The organism is Synechococcus sp. MVIR-18-1 (assembly GCF_014279835.1).
Taxonomy (GTDB): Bacteria; Cyanobacteriota; Cyanobacteriia; order PCC-6307; family Cyanobiaceae; genus Synechococcus_C.
The window spans coordinates 2,242,538-2,255,184 of sequence record NZ_CP047942.1 but is presented as its reverse complement, the minus strand read 5'-3'; the positions used below and the strand labels follow the sequence as shown (position 1 = coordinate 2,255,184).

General features: G+C 59.2%; 14 protein-coding genes. 11 read left to right on the top strand and 3 right to left on the bottom strand.

Annotation, left to right across the window (positions count from 1 at the left end; translation table 11 throughout):
* The first annotated feature begins 16 nt into the window (after positions 1 to 16).
* Entirely contained in the window at positions 17 to 769 is a 753-nt protein-coding gene (locus SynMVIR181_RS12220; RefSeq protein WP_186589418.1) for a hypothetical protein, read from the top strand.
* Here the strand turns inward: SynMVIR181_RS12220 and SynMVIR181_RS12215 are convergent.
* Positions 760 to 1,680 (bottom strand): NAD(P)-dependent oxidoreductase, encoded by a 921-nt coding sequence (locus SynMVIR181_RS12215; protein ID WP_186589417.1) that lies wholly within the window; start codon positions 1,678 to 1,680, stop codon positions 760 to 762. The genes SynMVIR181_RS12220 and SynMVIR181_RS12215 overlap by 10 nt on opposite strands.
* Positions 1,681 to 1,699: 19 nt before the next feature.
* On the opposite strand from SynMVIR181_RS12215, the gene SynMVIR181_RS13355 reads away from it, so the two are divergent.
* The 7 genes from SynMVIR181_RS13355 (at position 1,700) to SynMVIR181_RS12185 (ending at position 7,272) form a co-directional block, all read left to right on the top strand.
* On the top strand, positions 1,700 to 2,041 hold the full coding sequence (locus tag SynMVIR181_RS13355) for a hypothetical protein (protein ID WP_255444308.1): 342 nt from the start codon (positions 1,700 to 1,702) through the stop codon (positions 2,039 to 2,041).
* The gene (locus SynMVIR181_RS12210; protein ID WP_255444307.1) at positions 2,013 to 3,722 is read left to right on the top strand and encodes a DUF3604 domain-containing protein; all 1,710 of its coding nucleotides are present in this window, start codon (positions 2,013 to 2,015) and stop codon (positions 3,720 to 3,722) included. The genes SynMVIR181_RS13355 and SynMVIR181_RS12210 overlap by 29 nt, the downstream gene beginning before the upstream one ends.
* Positions 3,722 to 4,576, top strand: coding sequence for a peptidyl-prolyl cis-trans isomerase (locus SynMVIR181_RS12205; RefSeq protein ID WP_186589415.1), 855 nt, complete (start codon positions 3,722 to 3,724; stop codon positions 4,574 to 4,576). Before SynMVIR181_RS12210 ends, SynMVIR181_RS12205 begins: the two co-directional genes overlap by 1 nt.
* Before the next feature lie 2 nt (positions 4,577 to 4,578).
* Positions 4,579 to 5,595 carry a HupE/UreJ family protein gene (locus SynMVIR181_RS12200; RefSeq protein ID WP_255444306.1) on the top strand — a complete coding sequence of 339 codons (1,017 nt, stop codon included), beginning with the start codon at positions 4,579 to 4,581 and terminating at the stop codon, positions 5,593 to 5,595.
* A 1-nt stretch (position 5,596) separates the two neighbouring features.
* Positions 5,597 to 6,205, top strand: a complete 609-nt coding sequence (locus tag SynMVIR181_RS12195; RefSeq protein ID WP_186524066.1) for a HupE/UreJ family protein — start codon at positions 5,597 to 5,599, stop codon at positions 6,203 to 6,205.
* Positions 6,205 to 6,753 carry a HupE/UreJ family protein gene (locus SynMVIR181_RS12190; RefSeq protein WP_186589414.1) on the top strand — a complete coding sequence of 183 codons (549 nt, stop codon included), beginning with the start codon at positions 6,205 to 6,207 and terminating at the stop codon, positions 6,751 to 6,753. The genes SynMVIR181_RS12195 and SynMVIR181_RS12190 overlap by 1 nt, the downstream gene beginning before the upstream one ends.
* A 96-nt stretch (positions 6,754 to 6,849) precedes the next feature.
* Positions 6,850 to 7,272: a hypothetical protein gene (locus SynMVIR181_RS12185; RefSeq protein ID WP_186589413.1), complete on the top strand. Its 423-nt coding sequence runs from the start codon at positions 6,850 to 6,852 to the stop codon at positions 7,270 to 7,272.
* Positions 7,273 to 7,302: 30 nt separating this feature from the next.
* On the opposite strand, the gene pgk is transcribed toward SynMVIR181_RS12185, so the two are convergent.
* A complete protein-coding gene (pgk, locus tag SynMVIR181_RS12180; protein ID WP_186589412.1) occupies positions 7,303 to 8,511 on the bottom strand; it encodes a phosphoglycerate kinase in 1,209 nt (402 codons plus the stop codon).
* 90 nt (positions 8,512 to 8,601) lie between these two features.
* Between pgk and SynMVIR181_RS12175 the strand changes: the two genes are divergently transcribed.
* Genes SynMVIR181_RS12175 through SynMVIR181_RS12165 form a run of 3 tightly spaced genes read left to right on the top strand, consistent with a single transcriptional unit; the run spans position 8,602 to position 10,861 of the window.
* Positions 8,602 to 8,985, top strand: a complete 384-nt coding sequence (locus SynMVIR181_RS12175) for a universal stress protein (protein ID WP_186524062.1) — start codon at positions 8,602 to 8,604, stop codon at positions 8,983 to 8,985.
* Positions 8,982 to 9,860 carry a ribosome biogenesis GTPase YlqF gene (ylqF, locus tag SynMVIR181_RS12170; RefSeq protein ID WP_186590672.1) on the top strand — a complete coding sequence of 293 codons (879 nt, stop codon included), beginning with the start codon at positions 8,982 to 8,984 and terminating at the stop codon, positions 9,858 to 9,860. The genes SynMVIR181_RS12175 and ylqF overlap by 4 nt, the downstream gene beginning before the upstream one ends.
* Positions 9,857 to 10,861: an RluA family pseudouridine synthase gene (locus SynMVIR181_RS12165; protein WP_186589411.1), complete on the top strand. Its 1,005-nt coding sequence runs from the start codon at positions 9,857 to 9,859 to the stop codon at positions 10,859 to 10,861. The genes ylqF and SynMVIR181_RS12165 overlap by 4 nt, the downstream gene beginning before the upstream one ends.
* Here the strand turns inward: SynMVIR181_RS12165 and SynMVIR181_RS12160 are convergent.
* A complete protein-coding gene (locus SynMVIR181_RS12160; protein ID WP_186589410.1) occupies positions 10,858 to 12,474 on the bottom strand; it encodes a cellulose binding domain-containing protein in 1,617 nt (538 codons plus the stop codon). The genes SynMVIR181_RS12165 and SynMVIR181_RS12160 overlap by 4 nt on opposite strands.
* Between the last annotated feature and the right edge of the window lie 173 nt (positions 12,475 to 12,647).

Below are 12,647 nucleotides of genomic sequence, written 5' to 3'. Positions count from 1 at the left end.
ATTCAGGGTTTTCTTTATGTCACGGGCTCTCCGTGCCTCGTTGGTGTCATTGCTGGTTGGCTCCGCCCTGGCTTTGCCCTTGACCGGTCGGGCTGTGACCCAGGCTCCGTTTGATTTAAGTGAGCGCTTGGAAGTCGCCCTCAATCAATCGGAAGGCAATGTTGCAGCGCTGAGGTCTCTATTTACCCCTGAGCAATTTGGTGGTTTGGAGGAGCGTTATCGCCAGTTCAGCAGCCGTTTTCCTCAGCTGAACTGGTCGGTGAGGCCCGGTACTCCCACATCAGACGGTCGTTCGACTATGCAGATCGGTGTGAGCGGCAGACGCCAGCAGGACGGCCTGAGTTATTCCTTTTATGCCAATCAGCGTCTCGCGGTGACCACCGAGAGCGGCTTGATTACCAACCAGGAAATCCTGAGCGATCAATCGGTGATGACCAGTGCCAAGGAGTCACTGCCGATCAGTTTGCTCATCCCCGATAGCGTCCTCACCGGAAGTCGCTACGACGTGGATGTGGTGGTGGAAAAGCCCTTGGGTGATGCCCTGTTGGCGGGTGGTTTGATCGCGCTCACCCCTGAGCAGGTGTTGGGGCAGGAAAGTCCTGATATCCAGCTCCAGCCCCTCGGCGGCGGCGGCCTGTTCAAGTCTGTTCAAGCTCCGTTCAAGCCGGGCATCCAAACCTGGGCTGCTCTGTTGGTGCATCCCGAGGGTGTGGTGAGTGTGAGCAAGCAGGTGCGTGTGGTGGATGACAAAAGTCAGCTTCAGCCTTGATTGGGATTCGCTGGGTAGCAGCGCCTTAGGGCGGATACATCGGCGTTCCCGAGTCCCTGTTGCATCAGTTCCGACTCCTGTTCAAGCACACGTTGGGTAATAGGAAGTTCTAATTGCTGTTCCTTGGCGGCATCGAGCGCGATCTTCAGATCCTTGTGATGGAGAGCGAGCTTGAAGCCGAGCGGGTATTGATCGGCAAGCATGGCCGCTGAACGATGTTGCAGGGCCCACGATCCGGCAGCGCCTCCAACGAGTGCCGCTACAACCTGTTCCATGGGGAGCTGGAGATGTTGCCCCAGGGCGATCGCTTCTGCGACAGCGGCATAGCTTCCGGCCACCAGAACCTGGTTCACCGCTTTCACCTGTTGGCCACTTCCCACGGGCCCGAAGTGATGGATCGAGCCACCGATCACCTCCAAGAGAGGACGGGCCTGCGCGAGTGCGTTCGTTTCGCCACCACAGAGCACGGTGAGCGTGCCGGCTTTGGCGCCTTCTGTCCCTCCTGTCACAGGAGCATCGATATAGGGCACGTTGCGTTCCGCCAGCCGCTTGGCCATCGCCTCCGCTGTGGCTGGCGCGATCGTGGAGCAATCGATCACCAAGCTTCCAGGTGTGAGGGCATAGCCAGCTCCGCCATCTCCCCAGAGCACCGCTTCCACTGCGGCGTCATCGCTGACGCAAAGCAACAGGGCCTGGCAGCCGCCGGCGGCTTCGGCGGGGGAATCGCAGCAGACCGCCGCTGCTGAGGAGTCACCCGCTTGCAGGCTGGGATCGCTCTCCGCGCTTCGACTGCGGGTGTGCACATGAAGCCTGTAGCCGGCTTCGCGCAGGTTGATCGCCATGGGTAGCCCCAGAGCGCCGAGCCCCACCACGGCCAGCTGGGCGGGAGCGATGAGCGGAGATCCGGGCATTAAGAACGAGGTCAATCCGATGAAGATGATCCCAATTGTGCGAGATCCAGTGGCGTTGAGTCTGTTCTTGGTAGGAAATGGCGCCGTTTTTGAAGAGGCTGGCTCAACAGTTCAATGGGGTCTTTGTGGCCAGACGACTTCGCTCCTTAGCGCTCACTGGCGTGCTTGCCCTGCTGCCTGGGCTCGCCTCCTGCGCCAATGGGCCAATCTCTCCATTGGAGAGCAAAGCGAATGCGTCAGCACAGACGGGGCCAGATGCCCAGTGCGCCATTGGCAACCGTCCCTTCTTTGGGGACACCCATCTGCACACCGCTCTGTCGCCGGACGCGGGTTTGGCGGGCACCAAGCTCGGGCTCGATGAGGCGTACCGCTTTGCCCGCGGCGAAACGGTCACGAGTAATTCGGGTCAGCAGGCAGCTCTTAAGCGCCCCCTCGATTTCCTGGTGGTCGCCGACCACTCCGAGAATCTCGGTCTTGCGCAGGGACTAGAAGCATCCAATCCGGAACTGCTCAAGTCGTCGTTAGGCCAGCAACTTCACGACTTGCTCAAGGCAGGCAAGGGCCGTGAGGCCTTTTATCTGCTTGTGCAGTGGATGGCCAAGGGCTCTGAGGCCCTCGTCTCCAATGACGCCTACTTGACCAGCGTCTGGGAGATGAACAACGCGGTGGCTGAGCGCTACAACAATCCCGGTACCTTCACCAGCCTGATTGGCTACGAGTGGACCAGTCAGCCCGGCGGAGGCAATCTCCACCGCGTCGTGATCTTCCGCGACGACAAAGCCCTGACGGACAGGATCCTGCCGTTCTCCGCTTTCGATTCGGAAGATGTCGAGGATCTGTGGGCGTTCATGGCGGCCTATGAGTCGCAGCTCGGCGGTCGGGTGCTGGCCATTCCCCATAACGGCAATCTCTCCAGCGGCACGATGTTCTTGCCGCAGCACCAGAAGAGCCGGATGGCGATCGATGCGGACTACGCCCGCATGCGTCAACGCTTCGAGCCGATCACCGAGGTGACGCAGGCGAAGGGCACCGGTGAGACCCATCCACTGCTGTCGCCGGAGGATGAGTTCGCCAACTTCAACATCGTCGATAACTCCAACCTCGGCGGGATCAAGCCGACCACGCCGGAGATGATTCCCTACGAGTACGCCCGAGAGGCCCTGCGGAGGGGCCTGCAGCTCGAACAGGAGCTCGGGGTGAATCCGTTCAAGTTTGGCTTGATCGGCTCCACCGATTCGCACTCCAGCCTTCCCTCCACAGCGGAAGACAACTGGTGGGGCAAATCTCCTGCCCTTGAGCCCAGCCCGGAGCGCTGGAAAGATGTGTTGATCAAGTCGTCGAAAGATGCGTCCCTCGACCTCACCGCTCTTCAGCTCGGGGCATCCGGTTTGGCAGGCGTGTGGGCCTCGGGTAACAGCCGGACGGCGCTCTGGGATGCCATGGCCCGCAAGGAAGTCTTCGGGACCAGCGGCACCCGCCTGACCGCCCGGGTGTACGGCGGCTACGACTACACCGGTGAGGAGATCAACTCCGCGGACTGGGCGAAGTCCGCCTGTGCCAAGGGGGTTCCCATGGGTGGTGATCTGATGGCGGCTGCCGAGGGTCAGGTCCCCTCCTTCCTCATCCAGGCCCGCAAAGATCCTGATGGCGCCAACCTTGATCGCATTCAGATTGTTAAAGGCTGGCTGGATGCGTCTGGTCAGACCCACGAGCAGGTGTTCGATGTTTCTTGGAGTGACGCCGACCAGCGCACCCGCGGTGCCGACGGCAAGGTCCCCTCGGTTGGAAGCAGCGTGAACGTGCGCGAAGCGACCTACACCAACACCATTGGCGCCACCAATCTCACGGCCCATTGGACCGATCCCTCCTTCGATCCCAGCCAAAAGGCTTTCTATTACGTGCGTGTGCTCGAAATCCCCACACCCACCTGGTTGGCCTACGACCGCAAGAATTTCAACCTTTACGACGAGATGCCGGACAAGGCTCCATACACCAGTCAGGAACGGGCCTACACCAGCCCTATTTGGTACAACCCGGCCTGATGTCCTGGCGCGAACGCCTGCACCTTCTCTTGAAGGAACCCATCATCCCTTTTCTGATGGTGGGTGCCGCCCTGTTCGGGTTGCAGGCGTTTTGGAGCCCTGGCGGGAGTCAGGGCTCGGCGGAGATTGTTGTCAGTGATGAGCAGGCGGCCACGATGGTGAAGGCGTTCGTGCGCACCTGGCAACGGCCTCCCTCCCAGGAGGAATTGCAGCGGCTGTTTGACGATCATGTGCGCACTGAGGTGCTGGTGCGGGAGGCGATGGCTCTCGGTCTTGATCGCAACGACACGATCGTGCGCCGCCGTCTGCGCCAGAAGATGGAGTTTGTGAACGAGGGAGAGCTCAAGCTGTCGCTGGCGAGCAATCAAGAGTTGCAGGGCCATCTCATGGCCCATGCCGATAGCTTTCGCAGTGAACCGCTGGTGAGTTTTGAACAGGTGTTTCTTGACCCTGCCCGCCGCGGTGACCGCTTGAATCGTGACGCCGCAGCTTTCAAAGCCCAGCTCAATAGCAAGGGCCAAGGCTTGAACCCCTCGGCCCTTGGCGACCCTCTGGCGATGATTGAGAGCCGTTGGAGCGAAGAACGTCGCAGTGAACTCGTGGCCCAATTCGGCTCCACCTTCACCGATGCCTTGCTTGAGCAACCGCGCGGCAGTTGGGTCGGGCCCATCCCCTCCGCCTATGGGATGCATCTTGTGCGGGTGTCGTCTGTGAAGCCAGGGGCGCTTCCGCCTCTGGAACAGGTGCTTGATGCGGTTCAACGCGATTGGCAGGCTGACCAGCGTCAAGACCAGCAGGAGGAGCTGTACCGCCAGCTGCTGGCGAAATACAGCGTGCGCATGCCGCAGCCCTGATCATGGTGCGTCGCTTTCTACTTCCCTTATTGCTGGTTGCGGCGTTGCTGCTGCCGCGTTGGGCGACCGCTCACGACCTTTTTCCTGGCTTCCTGGAGCTCGAGGCCAGCGGGCCTAGCAACTACCAGATGCTCTGGAAGTTGCCCTTGCTCCAGGGTCAGGAACTGCCGATTGCGCCTCGCTTCCCGGACGACTGCGCCCTCAACGGCGATTGGGCCACAAGGCGAGAGGCTCGGGCCTTGGTGTATCGCGCTCAGCTCCGTTGCCGAGAGCCCCTCGAGGGACGCGCCATCAGCATCGATGGCTTGGCAGGAGCCGGCACCGAGGTGCTGCTGCGGGTGAAGGCATGGCAGTCGGACTCTCCCCAGACCCTATTGATTCAGCCGGAAAGGCCCTCGGCTGTGATTCCAACCGCCTCCGAGGCCGATGCCCAACCAGGGGCGTGGTCTTATTTGCGTCTCGGGATCGAGCACATCCTGCTGGGGGGCGATCACCTGTTGTTACTGCTCGGTCTCGTGCTGATCGTGCGCGATGGTTGGATGCTGCTGAAAACGGTCACAGCCTTCACGCTCGCCAACAGCATCACCTTGTCGGTTTCAGCGGTGGGGATCGTGCAGATTCCGGCGGCACCTCTCAATGCTGCGATTGCCCTTTCGATCCTGTTCATGGGCACGGAAGTGGTCCGCTTTCGGCGCGGGCGCACCAGCATCACCCTGCGCCATCCCTGGCTTCTGGCCTGCGCTTTTGGTCTTCTGCACGGGTTTGGATATGCCAGGGGGCTAGCGGACCTGGGTCTCCCGCACCATGAGCTGCTGCTGGCGTTGCTGCTGTTCAACGTGGGGATTGAGATTGGCCAAGATGTCTTTGTGGTGCTGGTGCTGGGCCTGCAGCGCAGCTTCCGGCAGGTGCAGATCCGCTGGCCGCTTTGGATGCAGCGCCTGCCGGCCTGGGCGATCGGCTGTGCTGGTGCCTATTGGACGATCGAGACCACCCTGGCGATGCTCAGTGGAGGTGCTTGAGATGGCTCAGCGGAGGCTGTTCAAGCATGGGTTTGTGCTGTTAGCGCTGGTGGCCTTGGTGATGGCACCGGCGGCGCAGGCCCATGTCGCCGAAGGAGGCGCCGGCAGCGTGATGGCTGGACTACTACATCCCGTCACCGGATTGGATCATGTGGTGGCGATGGTGGCTGTTGGTCTTTGGGGGGCTGTCCTGGGGATGCCAGCCGTTTGGTTGTTGCCCGTGGCCTTCCCGATGGTGATGGCCTTCGGCGGCTTGGCCGGAATGGTGGGTTTACCCCTGCCGGGTGTGGAAACGGGAATTGCTCTGTCTGCATTGGTGCTCGGGGTGATGGTGATGCTTCAGCAGCGTTTGCCCTTGATGGTCGCTGCCGGGTTGGTGGGGCTGTTCGCCCTCTTTCATGGCTATGCCCATGGCCTGGAGTTGCCCGATGGAGCGGATGCTCTGCTGTTCAGCCTCGCTTTTGTTGTGGCGACTGGCTTGCTGCACTTGGTGGGTATTGCTCTCGGTGAACTAGCTCGCTTCCCCTGGGGCCGGGGGGTGCAGCGGGCTTGTGGGGGGGTGATCGCCGTGGTGGGGGTGTGGTCCTTAATGCAGCTCGGAGGTTCCTGATGCCATTGCTTTTTGCCCATCTCATGGAGACCGGTTTCGGTGGCTTTTATGACGGCATCGCCCATCTCCTGATCACTCCAGCGGATGTCTTGCTGGTTCTTGGTCTGGCCCTGTTGGCGGGTCAGCAGGGTGCAGCTGGAGGGCGTTTACTGCTTGCTCTGTTGCCTGTGAGCTGGTGGCTCGGTGGTTCGGTTGGCCAACTTTGGGGCCTGGATCAAACGCTGAGCCTCATCACCACGTTGATGGTGACTGTGGTGGGGGTGTTGGTGGCCCTCGCCCAGAAGCTCCGTTCTGCTGTGTTCGCTTCGCTGGTCACCAGCTTTGGCTTGTTGTTTGGTGTGGTGAATGGCTTCACCATGCCGGCTGTTCGCCAGGGGGTCTCGCTCGACATGCTCGGGGTGGTGACTGCCGTGGCTGTGCTGTCGGTGCTGATCAGCGGCCAGGTGGTGGTGATGCGAAGCCCAGCGGTCAAAATCGCGGTGCGGGTGATGGGCAGTTGGATTGCTGCAGCCGGTCTGCTCTCGTTGGGTTTATGGCTCAAAGGCTGATTGGATCAGTTAGATCCGGTCATGCATGAGCCCCATGTGGGTCAGATTTCAACGGAAGCTTGCTTTCAGCATGAGTGCGTTCTGTGAATGATTCCCATGGTTACGCCGAAGCCTTGGAAGCGTTATCTGGTGATCCCTTGTGCCGCATTTGCCGCCGCCGCTCTCCACCCCGCTACAGGATGGGCTGAGTCTCCAATGCAGTCGCGTGCTGTTCGATCAACGCTGACGGATGCGCAAAAGCAGCAGTTGTTTGAAGTACGGCGCCGTTGGGAGCTGAGCAGCATGGACCAGCAAAAAGCGTTGTTGGCAGCCAAGCAGCGATGTCTTCAATCGGCCAACACCATCGATGCCTTTCGGGTGTGTAAGCAGGAGCAACGCCAAGGCCGACGCGAACTGTTTCGGGAGGCACGCGCTGCCATGACGGCTGAGCGGCAGCGACTGGGACTTCCGCCTAGGCCAGAGCGTCGAAGAGTGCAAAAAAAAGGCCGCTCCAATTGGAACGGCCCTGAATTCAGCTAATCGTTCAGCTGTTTTGTATGGCGGCTTGAATCAAGCGGCGTCGTCCAGTGCGGCGACGCCGGGAAGCACCTTGCCTTCCAGGAGCTCGAGGCTGGCGCCACCACCGGTGGAGATGTGAGACATCTTTTCGGCCAGGCCTGCTTTCTCAACAGCCGCAACGGAATCGCCACCGCCAATGATTGTGCAGCAGCCTTTCCCACCGATTTCAGCCAGGGTTGTGGCAATGGCGTTGGTTCCTGCCGCGAACTTGTCGAACTCGAACACGCCCATGGGGCCATTCCAGATCACGGTCTTGCAATCAGCCAGAGCTGCTTGGAACACCTTGATGGCATCAGGCCCGATGTCGAGTCCCATCCAGCCGTCGGGAATCGCTGTGACGTCTGCCACTTGACTGTTGGCATCAGGAGCGAAGTTGTCGGCAAGCAACACATCGGTGGGGAGTAGCAGCTCAACGCCTTTGGCCTTTGCTTTGGCTTCCAATTCCTTGGCAAGTTCCAGCTTGTCTTCTTCCACGAGGCTTTTGCCGACAGCCAGGCCGCGGGCTTTGTAGAAGGTGAAAATCATGCCGCCACCGATCAGCACCTTGTCGCACTTGTCGATCAAGGCTTCGAGGACGCCGATCTTGCTACTCACCTTGGAGCCACCAACGATCGCAGCCAAAGGACGCTTGGGCTCATCCACGGCGCCTTGTAGGTACTGAAGTTCCTTCTCCATCAAGAAGCCAGCCACGGAAGGCTTGAGGAACTTGGTCACGCCTTGTGTGGAGGCATGGGCACGGTGAGCGGCACCAAAGGCGTCGTTCACATAAACGTCGGCGAGGCCGGCAAGCTTCTCAGCGAAGGCGGGATCATTTTTTTCTTCTTCCGCGAAGAAGCGCACGTTCTCGAGCAGAACCACATCGCCGTTGGCCATGGCGTTCACCTTGGCTTCGGCGTCCGGTCCGATGCAGCTGTCGGTTTTGGTCACAGGCTTGCTGAGCAGCTCGCTTAACCGTGCGGCCACTGGGGTGAGGCGCATCGCGTCGTTCACCTGACCCTTGGGGCGGCCGAAGTGAGCCGCCAGGATCACCTTGGCGCCTTTGCCGATCAGATCATTGATCGTTGGCAGTGCTGCACGAATGCGCGTGTCGTCAGTGATCGCACCGGCGTCGTTCAGAGGCACGTTGAAATCGACCCGCACAAGAACGCGTTTTCCGCTCAAGTCGCCGGTATTCAGTTTTGCCAGGGAACGCTTCGGCATGTGGTTATGTCGTGAGGTGTGAAATCGGGGCGAGATTAACCCGATTACGCGCTAGCACTGCAAAAGAGGGGTACTACCGGAGGTGGCCCAATGTTTGAAACCGTCTTATTTCCGCTTGATCACAGCCGAGAAGCAGTGGAAGCGGCGACCAAAGCCCTGGACTTGGCACGCAGTCACAACAGCAGGCTGATCCTGTTGTCCGTGGTTCAGTCCGAGCGCCCCGAGATGCATGACCATGCAGTGGTGGCCACGTTATTGGCCGAAACTCAAGCCCGTTTTGAGCAGGTCGGGGTGTCCTGTGAGGTGGTGGAGCGTGAGGGGATGCCAGCGTTTGTGATTTGCGACGTGGCAGACGAGTTGAATGTGGATGTGATTGTGATGGGCACCCGCGGCGTGAATCTTGAAGCCGAGAGCGGCAGCACGGCAGCGCGGGTGATTCAGCTCGCGCCTTGTCCAGTTTTGGTGGTGCCGTGAAAACACCTCCGATTCAGTGGTATCCAGGGCACATTGCTAAGGCGGAACAGCAGCTCAAGCGAAACCTCGACAAGGTGGATTTGGTGATTGAGGTGCGTGATGCCCGCATCCCTCTTGCCACCGGACACCCCCATCTCGACCGTTGGTTGAAAGGGAAGCAGCATTTGCTGGTGATCAATCGACGCGACATGGTCACGACTGCGGCATGGGAGGCCTGGGATCAGTGGTTCAAGGCGCAGGGGCAGCGCACGGTTTGGTGTGATGCCAAGGCCGGTACTGGAGTGAAGCTGGTGCAGCAGGCAGCAATTCGGGCTGGAAATCAGCTCAATGAGAGGCGGAAGACTCGGGGGATGCGCCCGCGGGCGGTGCGCGCCCTCACCCTCGGCTTTCCCAATGTGGGCAAGTCGGCCTTGATCAATCGGCTGGTCAAGAAAAAGGTGGTAGCGAGTGCCCGCCGGGCCGGTGTGACGCGCACCTTGCGCTGGGTGCGGCTTGGTCAGGACTTGGATTTGCTCGATGCCCCTGGCGTCTTGCCACCTCGTTTGGATGATCAACGGGCGGCGTTGCATCTCGCCCTCTGTGATGACATCGGCCAAGCGGCCTATGACGGCGAGTTGGTGGCTCAGGCGTTCTTGAGAATCTTGATTGATGCGCAGGGACGGGAGGCTTCCGGGGTTGTGCTGTCGGTTTTGGAGCAGCGTTATGGAACCCCAGTGGCTGGGCATACGGCTGATCCAGCGTTTTGGCTGGAGGCCACAGCCGAACGCCATACCTCTGGGGATACGGCACGAATGGCACAGCGTTTGCTGGATGATTTCCGACGTTCGCTGTTGGGTTCGATCGCTTTGGAATTACCGGAACAGGGGGAGTCTTGAACGTTCAAGGCCAAGGGTTTGTGCGCCCCCCCTTGCCTGAGGAAGTGTTTACGGATGGGTTCGGAGAGGGGGAAGGAGAACTCGTCACCCTCACCTATCCCAAGCCCCTTCCGATGCGGCTGGATCGCTGGCTGGTGAGTCAGCGGTCTGAGCAAAGCCGGTCTCGGATCCAAAAGTTTATTGATGCCGGATACGTGCGCGTGAATGGCAAGACGGGGAAGGCGAAAACACCGCTACGCGAGGGAGATCAGGTGCAGCTCTGGATGCCACCGCCAGAACCGCTGCCATACCTCAAGCCCGAGCCGATGGATCTCGATGTGATCTTTGAAGACGAGCACTTGATTGTGATCAACAAGCCAGCCGGGTTGACCGTGCACCCGGCCCCTGGAAATAAAGATGGAACACTGGTGAATGGTCTCCTGCATCACTGCCAGGACTTACCTGGAATCAGCGGCAAATTACGGCCTGGTGTGGTCCATCGCCTCGATAAAGACACGACGGGCTGCATCGTGGTGGCGAAATCTCAGGAGGCGTTGGTGCGTCTGCAGGCGCAGATCCAACAACGGATTGCTTCACGCGAGTACTTGGCAGTGGTGCATGGGGTGCCGCAAGGAGATTCAGGAACGATCCTTGGAGCGATCGGCCGTCATCCTGTGGATCGCAAAAAATATGCCGTAGTGAGTGAAGAAAGCGGTCGCTATGCCCGCACGCACTGGACCCTCCAAGAGCGACTCGGCGATTATTCGTTGTTGCGCTTCAAGCTCGATACGGGACGCACGCACCAGATCCGCGTGCATTGCGCCCACATCAATCACCCCGTGGTGGGAGATATCACCTATAGCCGTTGCAGGAAACTGCCGGTGGAGCTTCCTGGACAAGCCCTGCATGCCTTTCAGTTGGGCCTCGATCATCCGATTACGAAAGAGCGGATGTTGTTTGAAGCCCCAACGCCTCCTGTGATGGAGAAACTGTTGAACGTGCTGCGCAAAAGGAGTGCTTAGAGGAGCGCGAGCTCTGTGCCAGGGGCCATCAGCAGTTCGGATGTGAGAGACGAATCCCCGCTGAGGTCCTCTCCGCTCAACGCATTGAAACCCACTGTCATGGCTTGACCAGCAGCGAGTGATTGCGCCCAATCAGCACCTGTGAGCTCGTAGCGGTAAAGGCCGTCTCCAAGATCTTGCGTGGAGATATCAACCCCCCAGGATTCCCCGTAAAACTGATGAGCGCTGATGAAACTCACCCCCCAGTCGTCTAATGATTGGTTGCTTTGATTGGTCACGTTTATCGAGGCGGTGAAGCCACCCTCCCAAAGGTCTCCACTCACCTGAACCTCCAGAGGGGAGCCAGTGAGGGAATCGGATTGCATCGTTCCGGAAGCAGACGGTGAGGAGCTTCCCGCAAAGTTTTCTAGGTTCTCTGAGAGTGGATCTTCTAACGCAACAATTCCTTGGTAATAGTTGATCACTGTGTTGTCACTTACATCAAGAGCAGGCCACTGGGGCCAGTCAAAGGTGTCATTCATGAAGGGTTCATTTTGATCCCATCCCAAGACTGTTAAGTGATGAATATCGTGGGCAATAGCTACGCCTTCGATGTCACGAAAGCCGTGGGTGCGTCCATGCATCCAGCCGCCATAGTGCGGTTCCATTTTGAGGGTATTGATGAAATGTTCTTCGAGTTGATTGGTTGTTAGATAGTTGGCAAACCCTTCATGGCCAAACTGCTCAATCATCTGCATGACCTCGCCACTGCTGCCTAAGCGGGCCGTGCGTTGAATGTCGGCCAGAATTTGCGGGTCGTAGGACGCATCGGCGATCCAGCCCACCTTGGCTCCCTGCATGGCAAACCACAGCCCAACCCCTTGCAGATCGTTGCCCCCGGGCTGGCTGTTATTGGTGAGCCCATTCTCAAAAGCCCAGGAGCCAACAGCTTCGATGCTGGCTGGGGCTAACCCTGCGAAATCTCTGAGACCGTTGTAGGCGAGCAGTGCTTCGGTGGTGATGGCTGTTCGTCCTCCCACGAGTTCGTTCTGCTCGGAGTTGTGATTGGAGCCATGAAAGGAACCCCAGGTGTTGATGTCGATGTAATCCCCAGAACTGGAACCATGGTTCATCCCGTGATTTCCCATGCCGTGTTCCGACATCGGTGACGCCATGGATGACTCCATCGGTGATGTCATCTCTGGGGTCGCAATCACTGGTTCAAGGGCTGGATTCGTCGTCGTGTCAGAGCTCTCAGCGCTCTCTTGGCCTGCCTGAGACGTCACGGCTTCCCCGCTGTCTGAGGCGAAGAGCATGGCCGCCGAAAGCTCGCCCTCATTGCCTAGCTCAGTGCCTTGGGTGCCATTGAATCCAACGGTGACCGACTCTCCTGCCGGAATCCGTTCTCCCCAGTCTTCTCCGGTCAGGGTGTAGCGCGTTAGCCCGTTGTCGAGCAGAACTGCACTGATCTCGGCCCCCCAAGGAGCTGTGTTGAGGAGGTGGGGGCTGTCAAAGCTGTAGCTCCAGCTCGAAAGGTCTTGTGTGGATGTGTTGGTAAGCGTTATTTCAGCTGTGAAGCCTCCCCACCAGCGCTCACCGCTGATGGAGGCTCGCAGGGAATTTGTGGATGTCATGGTTCTCGATATGGGGGAACGATGTCATCTCAGCTCTGAATTCCAACCAAGTTCTGACTCCTAAAGCAGAACCTGTGTCTGAATGTTTTTGGAAAAAAATGAGTAGTTTTAAAGCCCTATTTTTGTCTCATTTGATGCATAAAGCTTTTGTGGCATCGCTGAGAGGGCGCTGG

Coding starts and splice junctions, on each gene's coding strand:
- SynMVIR181_RS12215 (WP_186589417.1), bottom strand. CDS start 1,680: ATGCCCGGATCTCCGCTCATCGCTCCCGCCCAGCTGGCCGTGGTGGGG.
- SynMVIR181_RS12160 (WP_186589410.1), bottom strand. CDS start 12,474: ATGACATCCACAAATTCCCTGCGAGCCTCCATCAGCGGTGAGCGCTGG.
- SynMVIR181_RS12185 (WP_186589413.1), top strand. CDS start 6,850: ATGGTTACGCCGAAGCCTTGGAAGCGTTATCTGGTGATCCCTTGTGCC.
- pgk (WP_186589412.1), bottom strand. CDS start 8,511: ATGCCGAAGCGTTCCCTGGCAAAACTGAATACCGGCGACTTGAGCGGA.
- SynMVIR181_RS12175 (WP_186524062.1), top strand. CDS start 8,602: ATGTTTGAAACCGTCTTATTTCCGCTTGATCACAGCCGAGAAGCAGTG.
- SynMVIR181_RS12190 (WP_186589414.1), top strand. CDS start 6,205: ATGCCATTGCTTTTTGCCCATCTCATGGAGACCGGTTTCGGTGGCTTT.
- SynMVIR181_RS12200 (WP_255444306.1), top strand. CDS start 4,579: ATGGTGCGTCGCTTTCTACTTCCCTTATTGCTGGTTGCGGCGTTGCTG.
- SynMVIR181_RS12205 (WP_186589415.1), top strand. CDS start 3,722: ATGTCCTGGCGCGAACGCCTGCACCTTCTCTTGAAGGAACCCATCATC.
- SynMVIR181_RS12220 (WP_186589418.1), top strand. CDS start 17: ATGTCACGGGCTCTCCGTGCCTCGTTGGTGTCATTGCTGGTTGGCTCC.
- SynMVIR181_RS13355 (WP_255444308.1), top strand. CDS start 1,700: ATGAAGATGATCCCAATTGTGCGAGATCCAGTGGCGTTGAGTCTGTTC.
- SynMVIR181_RS12195 (WP_186524066.1), top strand. CDS start 5,597: ATGGCTCAGCGGAGGCTGTTCAAGCATGGGTTTGTGCTGTTAGCGCTG.